The sequence below is a fragment of the Microbacterium sp. K24 genome (genome assembly GCF_004794465.1).
Taxonomy (GTDB): Bacteria; Actinomycetota; Actinomycetes; order Actinomycetales; family Microbacteriaceae; genus Microbacterium.
In genome coordinates this window covers 15723-32079 of the sequence record NZ_SSDJ01000092.1, presented here as the reverse complement: position 1 = coordinate 32079, position 16357 = coordinate 15723, and the positions used below count along the sequence as shown (strand labels likewise).

The following is a 16357-nucleotide window of genomic DNA, read 5'->3' as shown; positions in this document are numbered from 1 at the left end:
GGTCAACGTAGCACGAGTAGGATGGGGGCATGCCCGAGCTGGAAGAGGCTGTGCAACGGTGTGACGCCGCCGTCACACTCGCCTTCAGCGTGCTCGGCAAACGGTGGAACGGCATGATCGTCGCCTCCCTCGGCGCCGGCCCCTCGACCTTCGTCACGCTGCGCCGCGCGGTGGCCGGCATCAGCGACACCGTCCTCTCCGATCGGCTCGCCGAGCTCGCTGAGACCGGTCTCGTCGCGCGGACGGTCGACGCTGGACCGCCCATCACCGTGTCCTACGCGCTCACCGCGAGCGGCGAAGGACTGCTGCCGATCCTCGACCAGCTCGGCGCCTGGGCGTCGCTCAACCTGGAGCGTCGCGGCGCCTGAAAAGCTCACGCACGCCTGTCCCGGCATCCGCCACCCCGCATCCGCCGCGATTTCGCCGGCGCAGCTGACGGGCAACACGCCAGATGTCGGACGAAACGGCCGAAACGGTCCGACATCTGGCGTGTCGTCCGACATCTGTACCGGGTCCGGGAGCCGCCTCAAGGCGGCCGGCACTCACCAGGGGCTGGGTTCGTAGTCCTTCAGGAACACGCCGTGGATGTCTTCGCCGGCCTCGCCGCGCACGATCGGGTCGTACACGCGGGCCGCGCCGTCGACCAGGTCGAGCGGAGCATGGAAGCCCTCCTCGGCGAGACGCACCTTCGTGTAGTGCGGGCGCTCGTCGGTGATCCAGCCGGTGTCGACGGCGGTCATCAGGATGCCGTCGGTCTCGAGCATCTCGCCGGCGCTGGTGCGCGTAAGCATGTTCAGCGCGGCCTTCGCCATGTTGGTGTGCGGATGCCCCGGGCCCTTGTACCGCCGCGAGAACTGCCCCTCCATCGCCGAGACGTTGACCACGTACTTACGATGCGCGGAGGATGCCGCCATCGACGCGCGCAGGCGGCTGATGAGCAGGAACGGCGCGGTCGTGTTGGCGAGCTGCACCTCGAGCATCTCGAGCGGATCGACCTGGTCGATCGACTGCACCCAGCTGTTGGTGCGGTTCACGTCCGGCACGAGTCCGCCCGCGTCGATCGCGGTGCCGTCGGCGTGCTTCTCCAGCGACGACGATCCGGGTGCCATGGCGAGGCGAGCGAGGTCCTCGGCCGTGAGCGCCTGGCCGCCCTGTTCGGCGACCGTGCCGCCGAGGGCCGCGACCGACAGCAGCGGATGCGCGTCGACCGAGGCCTGCAGCGCCTGCGGGTGCGGGTCGGCCGTGTGCCCGAAGGTCTCCATCTCGGGCAGCGGACCGTCGGGAAGCGGCTGCAGTTCGGCATCCGCCAGCAGCGAGTACGAGCCCGGCGAGCGCCGCACGGTCTGCGCCGCGTTGTTGATGAGGATGTCGAGCGGCCCCTGCGCCGCGACGGAGTCGGCGAGGCCGATCACCTGCGCGGGGTCGCGCAGATCGATGCCGACGACGCGCAGACGGTGCAGCCAGTCGCCCGAATCGGGCAGCGCCGAGAAGCGACGCACGGCGTCGCGCGGGAAGCGCGTCGTGATCGTGGTGTGCGCGCCGTCGCGCAGCAGCCGCAGCGCGATGTGCATGCCGATCTTGGCGCGGCCGCCGGTGAGCAGGGCGCGCTTGCCGGTGAGGTCGGTGCGGGCGTTGCGCTTGCCGTGGCTGAAGCGCGCGCAGTCGGGGCAGAGCTGGTGGTAGAACGCGTCGACGACCGTGTACGGCTGCTTGCAGATGTAGCAGTTGCGGGGCTTGAGCAGTTCGCCGGCGATGGGGGCGTCGACGACGCTGGTGGCGAGGTCGTGGCCGCGGGTCTCGTCGTCGATGCGGTCGGGAGCACCGGTCGCGGTGCGGGCGACGACGGCCTTGTCGGCCTCGGCGATCGCGTCGCGGATCTCCTTGCGGCGCACGCGCTTGACGGCCTTGAACATCGCGGCGGTCGCGTGGCGCACGGCGACGAAGTCCGGATGCTCGTTGTCGATCTCGTGCAGCTGAGAGAGCACGCGCAGAGTGGTGGCGAGGTCGTCGGGGTCGATGCCGGCGCCCAGGTCGGGTTCATCGAGAGGCGCATCGGTCATTGTCCCGATTTTACGCGAGAGTCCTGGGGGTCAGCCGCGCGGGGGATGCGAGCATCCGACCCCCCTTGATATGCAAGTCACTACTTGCCTATCATGACAGGCATGACCGATCTGTTCCGTGCGCTCGACGACGAGACGAGGCGACTCATCCTCGACGAACTGTCGGCGCGCGACGGACAGACGCTCTTCGAGATCTGCACGACGCTCGCGATGCGGCACGGCGTGACCTTGACCCGTCAGGCCGTGTCGCAGCACCTCGCGGTGCTCGAGTCGGCCGAACTGATCTCGACGGAACGGCGCGGCCGCTCCAAGTTCCACTACTTCCACCCCGAGCCCCTCGCCCGCATCGCCGAGCGCTGGCCGAACACACGGAGCACCCCATGAGAATCGAACTGACCAGCATCTTCGTCGACGACCAGCGGAAGGCCCTCGCCTTCTACACCGACGTGCTCGGATTCACGAAGCATCACGACATCCCGCTCGGCGATGCCTCCTGGCTCACGGTGAAGTCGGCCGAGGCGCCCGACGGTCCCGAGCTCCTGCTCGAGCCGTCGGACCACCCCGCCGTGAAGCCGTACCGTGACGCGCTCGTCGAGGACGGCATCCCGCTCGCCCAGTTCGCCGTCGACGACCTCGCCGCCGAGCACGCTCGCCTGACCGACCTCGGCGTGGTGTTCACGCAGCAGCCGACCGACATCGGCACGGCCTTCGTCGCCGTGCTCGACGACACCTGCGGCAACCTCATCCAGCTGATCCAGATGAAGGCCGCCTGACGCGTTACGCGATGCCGCCGCCGTCGACGACGAGCGCCGAGCCCGTGACGTACGACGAGTCGTCGCTCGCGAGCCAGACCACGGCCTGCGCGACCTCGTGCGGCTCGCCCATGCGGCGCAGAGGGCGGTCGGCGGCCTCGGCGAGGAACGCGTTCGTGTCCTGCGCGAGCTGACGGGCCTCTTCGCGCAGCATCCCGGTGTTCACGTCGCCGGGGTTGACCGAGTTCACGCGGATGCCGGCCGGCCCGTGATCGATCGCCAGCGCGCGGGTCATGTTCACGACCGCACCCTTCGAGGCGCAGTACGAGATCGCCTGTCCGCCGCCCTTGAGGCCCCAGCCGGAGCCGGTGTTGATGATCGAACCGCCGCCCGCGGCCTCCATGATCGGCACGATGTGCTTGCACATCAGGAAGATCGAACGCACGTTCACGCCGAAGACGCGGTCCCACTCCTCGACGGTCGTCTCGACCGCGGTCGTGCGGCGGATGATGCCCGCGTTGTTGAACACGACGTCCACGCCGCCGAACTGCGACACCGCGGTCGCGATGACGCGCTCGATGTCGGGCTCGCTCGCGACATCGGCGGAGATCGCGACGGCCGTGCCACCCGCCTCGCGGATCTCGGCGGCGACGGCCTCGGCGGCTTCGGCATTCAGGTCGACGACGGCGACGGACGCGCCTTCCGCGGCGAGCGCGATCGACGTGGCGCGGCCGATGCCGCCGGCGCCACCGGTGACGATGGCCTTCTTGTTCTCGAGTCGCATGGGATTCCTTTCGGGTGGTTTCAGACCGGGGTGAGTTCGGGAGCCGTCACGGCGTACAGGCTGCTCGTGCCGACGCCGGTGACGATGCGGATGTGCCCGGCGAGCCGCGCATCGAGGTCGAGATCGCCGGTGTCGACGAGCAGCGGACGGCCGAGCAGGTCGATGAGCTTCTGCTCCGGTGCGACCACGAGCAGCGGGTCGTCGCCGAGGGCGCGGAGAACGGATGCCGACAGCTGCTGGTTTCCGCGCCCGAGGAGGAAGCCCTGCCCGCCGATGACGGTGACGACGGCCTGGGCGGGTCCGCGCGCGATCTCGGCCAGGAGTTCCTGCTCACTCGCCCCGCGGACGACGACCGCGCCGTCGAGGATGACGTCGACGCCGAGCGGACTGCCCTCGACACCGAGCTGACGGGCGATCTCGGCGGTCGTGCCGCCGGGCCCGAGCAGATAGCGGATGCCGGGCAGCATCCGGGCCACCGCTCCGCGCGCGGCGGCCTCGACCGCGGCGGCTTCGGATGCCGGGGTCGCCGCCTTCCGCGCCTGCGTGCGGCCGGCGAGGTACGGCACGCGCAGCATCGCGTAGAGAGTGGGGTCGACGCGCGCCCGCCGCATCGCAGCCTCATCGATGTCGAGCACCTCGCGGTCATCGGTGGGGAGGCCGCCGCGCGAGATCCACTCCGCGGCGAGCGCTCCCGCCGCCCGGGGGCTCACCGCGAACACCGGGGAGTACATCTTCACGCCCGCCGGAATGCCGAGCACCGCCGGCATCCGCTCCGCACCGAGTCCGGACACGGCATCGCGCAGCGTCCCGTCCCCGCCGACGACGAGCACCAGGTCTGCTCCGGCCGCAGCGACCGCGGCGACGGCGCGCTTGGTGTCGGCAGCATCCGTCGGCCGCGCCGGATCAGGCAGACGCGCGGAGACGACGCACGGCACGAGCCCCGCGCCGCGCACGGCATCCGCACCCATCTCACCTTCTGCTGTCGCCACGACCAGGCCCGGATGCTGCGCTGCCAGCACCGCCAACGCCGCGGCCGTCCGTTCCTGCACCCGCGAGCGCGCGCCGCGCCCGCGAGCGAGACGCTGCACGTCCGCGCCGTCGGAGCCGGCGAGCCCCGCGGGCCCGCCGACGCCGGCGACAGGATTGACGACCAGGCCGATCACGAGGCGATGGACTCCTCGAGCTGCGCGACGGCGTCCGCGGGCACCTCGCCGAAGCGTCGTCCTGAGCCTGCCGAAGGGTACTTCCGACGGTAGGCGCGCCAGGTGACGGCCCAGCGCTCCGGGTCGTCGAGGTCGTCGTGATGGGTGTGGTGCACGGTCTGGTTGTGCGGGGCCGTGCGTACCAGCTCCGGATCCTCGCGCGCCTCCTGCGCCACGCGGGCGAGCGCGGTGACGTACTCGTCGATCTCGGCCTTCGAGTAGCACTCGGTCGGCTCGAGCGTGAACGGCTGCGGCACGACGTAGGGGTGGTGGCTCGTCCAGTAGTGGAAGCCGTAGTCGGCCATGCGGATGCCGATCTCCTCCGACGTGATGCCGGTGTCTTCGAACAGCTCCTGCCACGAGTAGCGCACCTGCTCGATGCGACGGCGTCCGGTCGCGTACGGCGCCGAGGCGCCCGGGATCTCGAGCACCTTCTTCAGCAGGTAGTTGTTGTTCAGCACGGCGATCTGCGACGCGGTCAGCAGTCCTTCGGCGCCGAGAGCCATGATCCAGGCGTACGCGCGCACCACGTGCAGGATCACTCCGTGCGCCGGAGCGACGTGTCCGATCGACAGCTCGCCGGGCTCGCGGACCACGAAGCGACCGTCGACCTTCTCGACCCGCGGTCCGGGGAGGAAGGGCGCCAGGGCTGCGGAGACCGCGTTGGCCGCCGCCCCCGGTCCGCCGCTGCCATGCGGGGCCGAGAACGTCTTGTGCAGGTTGAACTGGCAGACGTCGAAACCGGCGTCGCGGGCGCGGGTGATCCCGAGGATTCCGGCGGCATTGGCCTGGTCGTACGAGGCGAGGGCGCCGACGGCGTGCGCGGCGTCGACCCATTCCCGGATCGCCGGGTTGTAGATGCCGGTGTCCTCGGGGTTGGTCACCATGATCGCTGCGGTCCGCTCGGACAGCGCGGCCTTCAGCGCATCCAGATCGGGGTAGCCGTCGGCATCCGGGTAGATGGTGATGATCTTGTACCCGGCGACCTTGGCCGCGGCGGCATTGGACGGGTGGCTGAAGATCGTCGTGATGACCTCGTCGCGCTGATCGCCCTCGCCGCGGGACTCGTGGTAGGCCCGGATCATCGCGATGTTCGTCCAGATGCCGGCCGAGCCGCCGGGAGAGGCGAGCGAGACGGCATCCATCCCGGAGATCTCCTGCATCATCTGCTCGAGTCGCCAGATGAGCTCCAGGGCGCCCTGGGTGTCGTCGGGGTTCTGCGCCGGGTGCAGCGCCCGCAGCTGCGGCACCTCGATGAGCTGGTCGTTGATCTTCGGCGAGTACTTGATCGTGCAGGTGCCCTGGCCGATGTCGACGTTCAGGTCGGAGCCGAGGTTCTCCTGCGACAGCCGCAGGTAGTGCTTGAGCACGCGCATCTGCGCGATCTCGGGCAGCGCAGGCGGCGCAGGCCGACGCATCCCGGCCGGCAGGTCGGCGAGCACGTCGCCGACCGCGTCGCGCACGGCCGGCTCCACGGGAGTGATCGATACTCCGCGCTCACCGGGGGTGGACAGCTCGAAGACGATCGGCTCGTTCCAGCTCGCCTGGTGGAAGCGGCGCGGACCGGTCGTGGGGGCGATGGGGAGGCTCATGCGCCGTGCTCCTTCGTCGTGTCGGAAGATCCGGTGTCGGAGGTGAATGTCGTGATCGCGTCGGCGAGACGGTCGATGTCGGCGGCGGAGGTGGCCTCGGTCACGCACGCCAGCAGGGTCTGGTCGTCGATCGCGACACCGGGCTCGATACCCTGTGCGCGCAGCGCGGTGATGACGTCCGTGGCGCGGGCGTCCGCGAACCTCACCGTGAACTCGCGCAGGTGCAGCGCCGCATCGCCGAGCTCGACGCCGGGGATCGCCGCGAGCTTCTGCTGTGCGTAGCGCGTGCGGGCCAGCAGCAGCTCGCCGAGCTCGGCCATGCCGGCAGGCCCCATCAGCGACAGGTAGACGCCGGTGGCGATGCCCCACAGTGCAGCGGCGGTGCCGACCCATTCCTTGCCCTCTTCGCGCTGGGCGAAGGAGGTGCGCTCGTAGGCGACATCGCCGAAACCGTACTCGCCGGGAACGTCGGTCGATTCCAGCCCGAACAGGCGGGAGGGCATCTCCATCACGAAGCGCTCGTCGTCGTGCACGGCGATGAAGCCGGCGTGCGCACCGCCGAACCACTGGTGCAGCCCGAGCGACTGGATGTCTCCGGTGACGATGTCGGCGCCCTGCATCGACGGCGGAGTGAGCACGCCGTAGCCGATCGGATCGGTGCCGACCACGACGATCGCACCGACCGCGTGCGCGGCCTCGGCGATCTCGGCCAGCCGGGTCTCGACCGCACCGGTGGCGCTGGGCGTCTCGATCCAGACGGCGGCGACGTCGTCGCCCAGCAGACTGTTCAGCGCATCGAGGTCGGCGGTGCCGTCGGCTGCCGCGACCTGCTCGATCGCGAGGCTGGTGCGGATGTAGTCGTGCACCTTCGAGAGCTTCTCCGGCAGCACGTCGCTCAGCGCGAGCACGCGCCCGCGGCCGGTGAGACGGCCCGCCATCGCGAGTCCGGTGGCCGTGGCCTGGTAGCCGTCGTAGGTCGGCACGTTCACGACATCCATCGCGAGCAGCTCGGCCATCAGCGACTGGTATTCGAAGAGCGCCTGGAACCGCCCGTGGTCCTCGTAGGGCTCGCCCGCGTAGGCGGTGAGGAACTCGCTGCGGCGGATCACCTCGTCGACGACCGCCGGCACGTAGTGGTTGTACGTGCCCGCCCCGAGGAAGCTCAACCGCTCTTCGGTGGAGCGGTTCGCCGAGAGGATGCCGCGGACGTGGCGAGCCAGATCCTGCTCGGCGATCAGAGGCGCCGGCAGGTCGAGCGGCCGGTTCAGACGCAGCGACGCGGGGACGTCGGCGTAGAACTCCTCGACGGATTCGGCGCCGACGGCGGCGAGCATCGCCGCGCGCGACTCGGGCGCCGTATTGGGGATGTACGGATGCACGAACGTGGTCATGCTTCCTCCTTCGGTTCGTGGTCGTGCAGAGGCGAGGTCAGGGTGGCGAAGGGCACGGCCGCCGACCGCGGTGCCGCGAGCACCGCGACGCCGTACCGACCGAGTTCCAGGCGACGGTCGTGGCGGATGCCGGTGAGCAGATCGGTTCCGGGGCCGCCCAGCTCGAACGCGACCGGCGCGCGCCCGTGGTTCAGATAGAAGGTGTAGTCGGTGGTCTCGTCGGCGCGGGTGACGACCTCGACATCGACGTCCGTGTCGTCACGGGCCGCGACGCCGGCGGTGTGCAGCACGTCGCGGAAGATCGGCAGCATCCCCTCGGGTTCCACCATCGCGCTGACGTACCAGGCAGAGCCGTCGCCTACCGGGCGGCGGGTCACGGCGGGCAGGCCGTCGAGCTCACCACCGGCATACGCCCCGCGCACCTCGACGTCGTCGTGGGCTTCGAGCCACTCGCTCCAGTGCGGAACGATGAGGCTCTCGCCCGCGTAGTCGATGCGGGAGGTGAGCCCGTCGGCGATCGGCCACTGCTCGTCGACCTCGATGCCGAGCAGATCGCGCAGCAGACCGGGAGCTCCGCCCTCGTGCACCTTCTCGGTCGCATCGACGACGCCCGAGAACGGCCCGACCACCACGTGTCCGCCGCCTTCGACGAAGGCGCGGAGCGCATCGGCCTGCGGCTGCTCGACGATATAGAGGTTCGGCACCACGACCACGTCGTACGCGTCGAACGGACCCGTGGCGCGCACGGCATCGGTCGGCTGACCGAGCGTGTACAGCGCCCGATGCCAGGCGCGGGCCTGCGTCGCCCACTGCAGCCGCTGCGACGGCAGCGACTCGACCGCGCTCGTGCCCCACCAGGAATCCCAGTCGACGACCAGGGCGACGCGCGAGCGCACGCGGGTGCCGCGCACCGCCTCGAGCTTCTTGAGCTCGAGGCCGAGCGCCTTGGTCTCCTGGAAGCTGCGCGACCGCTCGCCCCGGTGGCCGAGCATCGACGAGTGGAACTTCTCCTGCCCGTACTTCGCCTGGCGCCACTGGAAGAACATCACGGCATCCGATCCGTGGGCCACGGCCTGGAGGCTCTCGACACGGATCTTGCCCGGCGCCTTCGGCACGTTCACGTCGCGCCAGCTCGTGGCGCTCGCCGAGGACTCCAGCAGCAGCCACGGCTGCCCGCCCTTCAGCGAGCGCATGAGTCCGTAGTTCAGCGCCGCGCCGACGTGCGAGGTCGGGTCGGCCGGCTCGGGATACGCGTCATCCGTGACGACGTCTTCGACGGCCGCGAAGTCCCAGTAGTCCAGGTCGCGGAACATGCTCATGAAGTTCGTGGTCACCGCGATGTCGGGGGTGACCTCGCGGAGCACGTCGATCTCGATCTGGAAGAGCTCGAGGAGGGCATCGGACGAGAACCGCTCGAAGTCGAGCAGCTTGGTCGGATTCACCGGACCCGGCGCCTTCTTCGGCGTCTCGATGTGCTCCCATGAGGTGTAGCGCTGACCCCATACGTTGACGCCCCAGGCCTCGTTCAGCCCGTCGAGGTCGCCGTAGCGGTTCTGCAGCCAGCGGCGGAAATGCCGTGCCGACTCGGGGCACCAGCAGCGGGATGTGTGGTCGCCGTACTCGTTCGAGATGTGCCACATCGCGAGCCCGGGGTGGTCGCCGTAGCGCTCGGCCATGGCGCGGGCCATGCGTGCGACGTTCTCGCGCCAGATCGGCGACGAGGGGCAGTAGGTCTGTCGGGAGCCGAATTCCAGCCGGTGCCCGTCGGCGTCCCATGGCGCCATCTCGGGGTGCGCGCGCAGCAGCCACGACGGCGGCGTCGCGGTGGCGGTGGCGAGGTCGATCGCGATGCCCGCGTCCCACAGCAGATCGATGATGCGGTCGAGCCAGGCCCAGTCGAACACGCCCGGTTCCGGCTCGAGCTGCGGCCAGCTGAAGATGGGCAGGCTGACCATGTTCACGCCCGCTTCGCGCATCAGACGGATGTCGTCATGCCACGTCTCCTCCGACCACTGGTCGGGGTTGTAGTCGCCGCCGTAGGCGAGCGCGTCGAGGCGGACGCGCCGGATCGGCTGCTCGGCGGCGGATGCGGGCACGACGGCTCCTCTCTGAGTTCCTCCCGGGTGCGGTGCAGCTCTGGCGCTTTTCGTCCACCGGTTGTATTCTGTATACAACACACTAGGACGTCGCTCAGAGGTCGTCAAGCCATAGGCTGACGAGCAGGCGGCAGAACGGGAGAGGCATGGCGATCGAACGCAGGAACCTGCGCTCGCAGGTGCGTGCGGAGCTTCTGGAGCGGATGCGGGCCGGCCTCGTGCAGCCCGGAGAAGGCATCAACGAAGTCCAGCTGGCCACCGAGCTCGGCGTCAGTCGCACACCCCTGCGCGAAGCCCTCATCGCCCTCGAGTCCGAGGGACAGATCGAGAGCGAGAACGGGAAGGGGTTCCGATTCGTCCCGCTCAGCGCCTCCGAGTTCCGCGATCTCGCGCCCGTCATGGCCGCCCTGGAGAGCCTCGCGCTCGAACTCAGCCCGCCCGAGGAACTGCGCGAGATCGGCATCCGCCTGAAGGACATGGCGGATGCCTTCGCCGACGAACTCGTCGAGCACCAGCTCGTCATCACCAAGGACGACGAGTGGCACAGCGTCATGCTGTCGGCCTGTCCGAACACCCGGCTGCTCGCGGTGATCGAGAGCGTGCGCAGCTCGTTCCACCGGTATGAATCACTGTTGGTCCCCGAAGACGTCAAGGTCGAGCGCGTCGCCGCCGAGCACGCCGAGATCGCCCGCCGCCTGGCCGCCGGCGATGTCCCCGGCGCCGTCGAGGCCCTCAAACTCAACTGGCTGCACGGCATGCAGCGCATCCTCGACAACGCGACGAGCAGCTACTTCACCGCGTAGACGCGTCCCGGCATCCGCCATCGCCGAACAGTGGAGTCCCACCCGGCAAACCGATACTTTGGTCGCGATACGGATCGAAGGGCACCGAAGTGGGCGGAATGGAAGAGGCGACCGAGCCGGTCGAGATGGACCCGGTCATGTCTCCGACGCTGACCGAGGAACAGTGGGAGCGCCTCGTCGCGGCGGGAGTGCCGGAGGAGGTCGCCGTCGGCGACTACGTCTTCCGCACCGGCGAATCCGGCTACGACCTCATCGTGATCGAGTCCGGCGAGGTCGAGGTCATCCGCGACGCACTGCCGTGGTTGGGCGAGGTCACCATCACGACGATGGGTCCGCGCATGTTCGCCGGTGAGCTGGGGCTGTTGAACGGTCAGGGCGCGTTCCTCTCGGCCCGCGTGACGAAGCGGGGGCGCGTCCATCGCGTGACCCGGGCGGCACTGCGCACCCTGATGAACGAGGACGACGAGCTGTGCGACGTGATCCTGCATGCCCTGTGGGCGCGGCGGGAGTCGCTGCGCACGGGACCGGCGGCCATGACGCTGAAGTTCCTCGGGACCACGACCTCCAACGACTTCCTGGGGCTGCGCCGGTTCGCCGAGCGGCTCGACCTGGTGCACAAGGCGGTGGCGCTCGCGCCCGGCGACCTCGAGGCTCTCGACACGCACGAGTTCACCCTCGACGACCTCCCTGTGGCCTTCATCCAGGGCGAGCCCCTCGTGCGCGCGACGCCCGGACTGGTCGCCGAGCAGCTCGGCCTCAGCTACCAGGCGCAGGCCGACGAGATCGTCGACCTGGTCGTGGTCGGCGGCGGTCCCGCCGGGCTCGCGGCTGCCATCTACGGAGCGTCCGAGGGGCTGAGCACCGTCCTGCTGGATGCCGTGGCGCCGGGCGGTCAGGCCGCTGCGACGTCGCGCATCGAGAACTTCCTGGGCTTCCCGTTCGGCGTCAGCGGCGGCGACCTGATCGGTCAGGCGATCCTGCAGGCGCTGAAGTTCGGGGTGCGGGTCTATGCGCCGTGCGAAGCCGTCGGGTTGACGCGCGTCGGACCCGACCTGCTCGACATCGCCCTGTCGGACGGCCGCCTCATCCGCGCGCGCAGCGCGATCGTCACCTCGGGTGCGGCCTACCGCCGGCTCGAGCTCGATCGCTGGGAGGACTTCGAGCGGTCCGGGGTCTACTACGCCGCGACCCCGCTCGAGCTGCGGCAGGTGCAGGGCAAACCCGTCGTGGTGGTCGGCGGCGCGAACTCCGCGGGGCAGGCCGCGCTCTACCTCGCAGCCCACGGCTCGCCGGTGCACCTCGTGGTGCGCGGCGCCGACCTGAGCACCCGCATGTCGAGCTACCTCGCCGACCGGCTCGCCGACGACCCGCGCGTGCGCGTGCACACCTCGTCGAACGTGGTCGGCCTCGACGGCGACGGCACCCTGGAGTCGGTGCGCATCGACAGCGTCGGCGACGTCGATGCCCGCGGCCTGTTCTGCTTCATCGGAGCGACGCCGGCGACGTCCTGGCTGCCGACCCTCGACCGCGACCCCGAGGGATTCATCCGCACGGGGACCGACGTCGGCATCCAGACCCTCGAGCAGTGGCAGGGTCTCGGCCGCGAACCGCTGCCGTTCGAGACGTCGGCGCCGCGGGTGTTCGCCGCCGGAGACGTGCGCCGCGGGTCGATGAAGCGCGTCGCCGCCGCCGTCGGCGAAGGATCGAGCGCTGTGGCATCCGTCCATCGCGCCCTCGCGTTCTAGAGAGGAAAGACATGAGCTCCGACATCGACACGAATGCAGAACCGTCCGGCACCGGATGCCGGGACTGCGACGAGCAGGGCGGATTCTGGGTGCACCTGCGCCGCTGCGCGGCCTGCGGGAACGTGGGCTGCTGCGACACCTCACCCGGCCAGCACGCCACCGCGCACTTCCGCGAGACCGGGCACCGCCTCATCCAGAGCTTCGAGCCGGGTGAGGACTGGTACTGGGACTACGTCGACGAGTCGACCTTCGAAGGACCCGAACTCGCGGCACCGACCAGCCATCCCGCCGAACAGCCCGCGCCCGGTCCCGCGGGCCGCGTCCCGGCGAACTGGCGCGACTACATCCACGCCTGATCCCGGGGAGAGGGGTTGCGCCTCACGCCGACAGCGTCACCGCGAGGTCGATGAAGAGGGCGGCCGACCAGCCGAAGGCCGTCGTCGCGGTGCGAGCCTTCTGACCTGTGTGCGGGTTGAAGTACTCGTGCGGACCGCCGCCGTGCATCACGAGGGCGACGGTCTGCTCGCGCAGCTCCCGCGCACGATCGACGTATCCGGATGCCTCGAGCCCCTCCGCGACGAGCGCGTTGGTGTTCACCCACACAGGACCCCGCCACATCCGCTCGGCCGAGAAGTCGGGATCGGATGCCGCCACCGTCGGCAGTCCCCATTCCAGAGCGAACCGCGCGGGGTCGTCGATCGCCGCGACGAGCGCATCCGCGATCCCGGCCGGCAGTGTTCCGGTGAGCAGCGGCATGAGGCCGACGATCGTGTCGCTGAGCTGCACCTCTCCCCCGCCTTCGGCGAGGAACCGGCCGCGCTCGGCATCCCACATCTGCAGCAGCAGATCCTGCGTGGCCGCCGCCCGCGCGGCGAACCGCGTCAGGTCGGCATCCGTCTCGTAGCGCTCGAGCAGCCCGGCGATCTCGAGATCCTGCCGCACGAGATACGCCCCGAGGTCGGGGGCGGCCGTCGGCAGCGGGCCGTCGAAGATCGGGCTGTCGTCGAGCCCGGAGGAGTACGGATGCCCGTACTCCGGCATCCCGTCGTGATCGAGGTCGCTGCCGGCGAACCACCAGTCCTGCGAGCGGACGACACGGGCGAGCTGGTCGCGCGCCCAGTCGGGGGCGTCCTCCGCCTCGAGCACCTTGCTCAGCGCCCAGGCAGCGAGCGGCGGCTTGGTCAACGGCACGGGAGCGCTCGGGTCGGCGATCTGCGAGCCGGCGCGACGCAGGTTCGCGCGGTCGCTCTCGGGAAGGTCGTCGCTCGTGGCGAGCACACCCTCCTCGTGCACGACGTCGGGCAGCTGCCCGTCGGGCTGCGGGAACCGGAAGGCGATCTCGAGCTGCTCGCGGGCGAGTTCGGGGTCGCCGTGACGCAGGCCGACCGCGATGAAGTACGCATCCCACTGCCAGAGGCCGACGTAGCCGATCTTCGACGGCACGATCGCCCGCGCATCGCCCAGCGACGGCAGCTCGACGATGTTCGCGCCGAGCACCCACCAGCAGAACGCCGTCATCTCCTGCAGGTCATCCCGCACCGTCGGGCAGGTCGCGAACCAGTCCGCCCAGATGCGGTCCGTCGCGGCGAGCGCCGCGTCGTGATCGCCGGGTTCGACCGTCGCGGAGCGGTCGGCCGCGATGCGGATCCGGATGCCCTCGCCGAGCGGATGCCGCCACACGCTGCCGTCCGGGAGTTCGAGCCGTGCGGTGAGCCCCGCGGTCCCGCCGAGGCTCAGCGTCGACGGGTCGGCGAAGGTCAGCGTGGCCTCGACGACATCCGTTTCCTGAGCGATCCCGAACGTCACCCTCCCCGGCAGCACGTCCGTCACGGGCAGCACCCGCCCCGCGGCATCCGACACCGTCAGGCGGTCGAGCACGCGGCACTCCGACAGCCGCCGCTCGTACTCCGAGGTGTGCACGCGCACGCCGTCGCCCTCGCGGAACACGAGCACGCGCGACCGCGGGAGGGTGAACGGCGCCGACACCAGGTCGAGATGACGGCCGGCGAGAGCGGCGGCATCCGTCATCAACGTCCTCCGAGGCCCGAAGCGGCCATGCTGTTGAGGATCCTGCGCTGCCCGATCACGAACACGATCAGCATCGGCACGGTGGCGATCGCGGACGCCGCCATCACGAGGCCGTAGTTGACCGAGCCCTGCTGGCTCTCGAAGGCGTTCAGCAGCAGCGGCACGGTGAAGAGGTCGGGCGAGTTCAGCAGCACGAGGGGGAAGAGGAACGCGTTCCACACATCGAGCGCGACGATGATGCTGAGCGCGGCCAGTCCCGGCTTGAGGTTCGGCAGCACGACGCTCCAGAAGATGCGCCAGCGGCCGGCGCCGTCGACGATCGCGGCCTCTTCGAGCTCGCGGGGGAGCGCCAGCACGAACTGCCGCATGAGGAACACGGCGAACGGGTTCGCGATGACACCGGGAACGATCAGGGCGAGGTGCGAGTCGACCCAGCCGAGGTTCGACATGAGCAGGTAGAACGGGATGAGCGTGACCTGCTTGGGGATCATCTGCGTCGCGAGGAACACGATGAACAGCACGCGGCTGCCGCGGAACCGGATGCGCGCGAACGCGTACCCGGCCATCGATGCCGTGATCAGCGTGCCGACGACGACGAGCAGCGCGATGTACCCGCTGTTGAGGTAGGCCTGCGCGAACGGCACGGCGTTCCAGGCCTCGGCGTAGTTGTCGAAGGTCCACGGGTTCGGCAGGAACTCGAGCGGGTTCTTCAGCAGCTGCGGCAGCGTCTTGAACGACGTGAGCAGCATCCACACGAACGGGAACACCATCGCGATGCCGGCGACGATCAGCACCACGTGCAGGGCGGTGGATCCGAGGCGCCGGCGGGTGCGATCGGCACCGGGTCCGCCCCGGCCGCGACGCCGGTAGCCGGGCGCGGTGAGCGCGATCGTCGAATCGGTCGCCGGAGCAGGACCGGTCAGCGGCGGGGTCTGGGTGCTCATGCGGGGTCATCCTCGTAGTGGACGAACTTCTTCTGTGCGCCGAACTGCACCAGCGTGATGACGAGGGTCAGCACGAGCAGGATGATGCTCGCGGCGCTCGACGGACCGAACTCGAACCGCCCGAAGCCCAGATCGAAGATGTGGTAGACGATCGTGCGGGTCGCGTTGTCGGGCCCGGCGTTCTGCACGAGCACGTAGACGGTGTCGAACGTCTGCAGCGACGAGATGAAGGCCACGACCGACGAGAAGAAGACGATGGGTGAGAGCAGCGGCAGACGGATGCTGGTGAACAGGCGCCAGGGACCGGCGCCGTCGATGCGCGCGGCCTCGATCACCGAGGGCGAGATGTTCTGCAGCCCGGCGAGGAAGATCACGACGTTCAAGCCCATCGACGACCAGATCGTGACGATGCAGACGGCGAGGAGGGCGAGCTTCGGGTCCTGCAGCCAGTCCGGCGGCGTGATGCCGAAGATCTTCGAGATCGTGACCGACAGCAGGCCGTCGGAGCGGAACATCTGCTGCCAGATCATCGCCACCGCGACCGTCGACGTGACGACCGGGGCGAAGAAGAGGATCAGGTAGAGCGTGCGCGTCTTCAGCTTCTCGAGGGCGACGGCGACGATCACCGAGAGCCCGAGGCCGATCGGCACCGTCACGACGGCGATGATCAGCGTGTTGATGATGGCGCGGCCGAGCAGCGGATCCTGCAGCTGGTCGGCGAAGTTGGCGAACCCGACCCAGGTGAGGTCGGTCAGGCCGTCCCAGTCCGCGAACGCCAGCACGAGGCTGGCGGCGAAGGGCAGCACCACGAAGAGGCCCATGCCGATCATCTGCGGGCCGACGAAGACGTACCCCCAGAGGCGGTCGCGGCGCCGCCAGGGCGCCTCCTTGCGCAGCGGCGGGGCGGATGCCGCAGGTGCTGCCTGCGGCATCCGCCCGTTCTCGGTGAGAGTGGTCACC

At 69.9% G+C, this 16357-nt stretch carries 15 protein-coding genes; 6 read left to right on the top strand and 9 right to left on the bottom strand.

Translation table 11 applies throughout. The features are described from left to right. Positions 1–29 precede the first annotated feature (29 nt). Positions 30–368 carry a helix-turn-helix domain-containing protein gene (locus DW306_RS07830; protein ID WP_136055053.1) on the top strand — a complete coding sequence of 113 codons (339 nt, stop codon included), beginning with the start codon at positions 30–32 and terminating at the stop codon, positions 366–368. Positions 369–542: 174 nt separating this feature from the next. On the opposite strand, the gene DW306_RS07825 is transcribed toward DW306_RS07830, so the two are convergent. Beyond that, positions 543–2060, bottom strand: coding sequence for an SDR family NAD(P)-dependent oxidoreductase (locus tag DW306_RS07825; protein ID WP_136055052.1), 1518 nt, complete (start codon positions 2058–2060; stop codon positions 543–545). 102 nt (positions 2061–2162) lie between these two features. Here DW306_RS07825 and DW306_RS07820 point away from each other — a divergent pair, with 102 nt between their 5' ends. After that, positions 2163–2444, top strand: coding sequence for a metalloregulator ArsR/SmtB family transcription factor (locus DW306_RS07820; RefSeq protein WP_205814118.1), 282 nt, complete (start codon positions 2163–2165; stop codon positions 2442–2444). Next, positions 2441–2833: a VOC family protein gene (locus tag DW306_RS07815; protein WP_136055051.1), complete on the top strand. Its 393-nt coding sequence runs from the start codon at positions 2441–2443 to the stop codon at positions 2831–2833. Before DW306_RS07820 ends, DW306_RS07815 begins: the two co-directional genes overlap by 4 nt. A 4-nt stretch (positions 2834–2837) precedes the next feature. Here the strand turns inward: DW306_RS07815 and DW306_RS07810 are convergent, their stop codons facing one another. Genes DW306_RS07810 through DW306_RS07790 form a run of 5 tightly spaced genes read right to left on the bottom strand, consistent with a single transcriptional unit; the run spans position 2838 to position 9877 of the window. Continuing rightward, a complete protein-coding gene (locus DW306_RS07810; protein ID WP_136055050.1) occupies positions 2838–3596 on the bottom strand; it encodes an SDR family oxidoreductase in 759 nt (252 codons plus the stop codon). A gap of 20 nt (positions 3597–3616) precedes the next feature. Further along, positions 3617–4759 carry an NAD(+)/NADH kinase gene (locus tag DW306_RS07805; RefSeq protein WP_136055049.1) on the bottom strand — a complete coding sequence of 381 codons (1143 nt, stop codon included), beginning with the start codon at positions 4757–4759 and terminating at the stop codon, positions 3617–3619. Then, complete coding sequence (gene gcvPB / locus DW306_RS07800; protein ID WP_136055048.1) at positions 4756–6390, bottom strand: aminomethyl-transferring glycine dehydrogenase subunit GcvPB; 1635 nt, start codon at positions 6388–6390, stop codon at positions 4756–4758. Before gcvPB ends, DW306_RS07805 begins: the two co-directional genes overlap by 4 nt. Next, the gene (gcvPA, locus tag DW306_RS07795; RefSeq protein ID WP_136055047.1) at positions 6387–7781 is read right to left on the bottom strand and encodes an aminomethyl-transferring glycine dehydrogenase subunit GcvPA; all 1395 of its coding nucleotides are present in this window, start codon (positions 7779–7781) and stop codon (positions 6387–6389) included. Before gcvPA ends, gcvPB begins: the two co-directional genes overlap by 4 nt. Further along, positions 7778–9877 (bottom strand): beta-galactosidase, encoded by a 2100-nt coding sequence (locus tag DW306_RS07790; protein WP_136055046.1) that lies wholly within the window; start codon positions 9875–9877, stop codon positions 7778–7780. The genes gcvPA and DW306_RS07790 overlap by 4 nt, the downstream gene beginning before the upstream one ends. A gap of 146 nt (positions 9878–10023) precedes the next feature. On the opposite strand from DW306_RS07790, the gene DW306_RS07785 reads away from it, so the two are divergent. The 3 genes from DW306_RS07785 (at position 10024) to DW306_RS07775 (ending at position 12781) form a co-directional block, all read left to right on the top strand. Beyond that, positions 10024–10680: a GntR family transcriptional regulator gene (locus DW306_RS07785; protein ID WP_136055045.1), complete on the top strand. Its 657-nt coding sequence runs from the start codon at positions 10024–10026 to the stop codon at positions 10678–10680. A gap of 98 nt (positions 10681–10778) precedes the next feature. Beyond that, complete coding sequence (locus tag DW306_RS07780) at positions 10779–12425, top strand: cyclic nucleotide-binding domain-containing thioredoxin-disulfide reductase (protein ID WP_136055044.1); 1647 nt, start codon at positions 10779–10781, stop codon at positions 12423–12425. Positions 12426–12436: 11 nt separating this feature from the next. Beyond that, complete coding sequence (locus DW306_RS07775) at positions 12437–12781, top strand: UBP-type zinc finger domain-containing protein (RefSeq protein ID WP_136055043.1); 345 nt, start codon at positions 12437–12439, stop codon at positions 12779–12781. Positions 12782–12803: 22 nt separating this feature from the next. Here DW306_RS07775 and DW306_RS07770 read toward each other — a convergent pair whose 3' ends face one another. From DW306_RS07770 to DW306_RS07760, 3 genes are read right to left on the bottom strand one after another with little or no spacing between them, the layout of a single operon-like run. Continuing rightward, positions 12804–14453 carry a glycogen debranching protein gene (locus DW306_RS07770; protein WP_136055042.1) on the bottom strand — a complete coding sequence of 550 codons (1650 nt, stop codon included), beginning with the start codon at positions 14451–14453 and terminating at the stop codon, positions 12804–12806. After that, positions 14453–15397 carry a carbohydrate ABC transporter permease gene (locus DW306_RS07765; RefSeq protein ID WP_136055041.1) on the bottom strand — a complete coding sequence of 315 codons (945 nt, stop codon included), beginning with the start codon at positions 15395–15397 and terminating at the stop codon, positions 14453–14455. Before DW306_RS07765 ends, DW306_RS07770 begins: the two co-directional genes overlap by 1 nt. Next, complete coding sequence (locus tag DW306_RS07760; protein WP_136055040.1) at positions 15394–16356, bottom strand: sugar ABC transporter permease; 963 nt, start codon at positions 16354–16356, stop codon at positions 15394–15396. The genes DW306_RS07765 and DW306_RS07760 overlap by 4 nt, the downstream gene beginning before the upstream one ends. Between the last annotated feature and the right edge of the window lies 1 nt (position 16357).

Bases quoted from the DNA above. Each gene is read 5' to 3' on its own strand.
- DW306_RS07830 (WP_136055053.1), top strand. From the start codon at position 30: ATGCCCGAGCTGGAAGAGGCTGTGCAACGGTGTGACGCCGCCGTCACA.
- DW306_RS07825 (WP_136055052.1), bottom strand. From the start codon at position 2,060: ATGACCGATGCGCCTCTCGATGAACCCGACCTGGGCGCCGGCATCGAC.
- DW306_RS07820 (WP_205814118.1), top strand. From the start codon at position 2,163: ATGACCGATCTGTTCCGTGCGCTCGACGACGAGACGAGGCGACTCATC.
- DW306_RS07815 (WP_136055051.1), top strand. From the start codon at position 2,441: ATGAGAATCGAACTGACCAGCATCTTCGTCGACGACCAGCGGAAGGCC.
- DW306_RS07810 (WP_136055050.1), bottom strand. From the start codon at position 3,596: ATGCGACTCGAGAACAAGAAGGCCATCGTCACCGGTGGCGCCGGCGGC.
- gcvPB (WP_136055048.1), bottom strand. From the start codon at position 6,390: ATGAGCCTCCCCATCGCCCCCACGACCGGTCCGCGCCGCTTCCACCAG.
- gcvPA (WP_136055047.1), bottom strand. From the start codon at position 7,781: ATGACCACGTTCGTGCATCCGTACATCCCCAATACGGCGCCCGAGTCG.
- DW306_RS07785 (WP_136055045.1), top strand. From the start codon at position 10,024: ATGGCGATCGAACGCAGGAACCTGCGCTCGCAGGTGCGTGCGGAGCTT.
- DW306_RS07780 (WP_136055044.1), top strand. From the start codon at position 10,779: ATGGAAGAGGCGACCGAGCCGGTCGAGATGGACCCGGTCATGTCTCCG.
- DW306_RS07775 (WP_136055043.1), top strand. From the start codon at position 12,437: ATGAGCTCCGACATCGACACGAATGCAGAACCGTCCGGCACCGGATGC.
- DW306_RS07770 (WP_136055042.1), bottom strand. From the start codon at position 14,453: ATGACGGATGCCGCCGCTCTCGCCGGCCGTCATCTCGACCTGGTGTCG.
- DW306_RS07765 (WP_136055041.1), bottom strand. From the start codon at position 15,397: ATGAGCACCCAGACCCCGCCGCTGACCGGTCCTGCTCCGGCGACCGAT.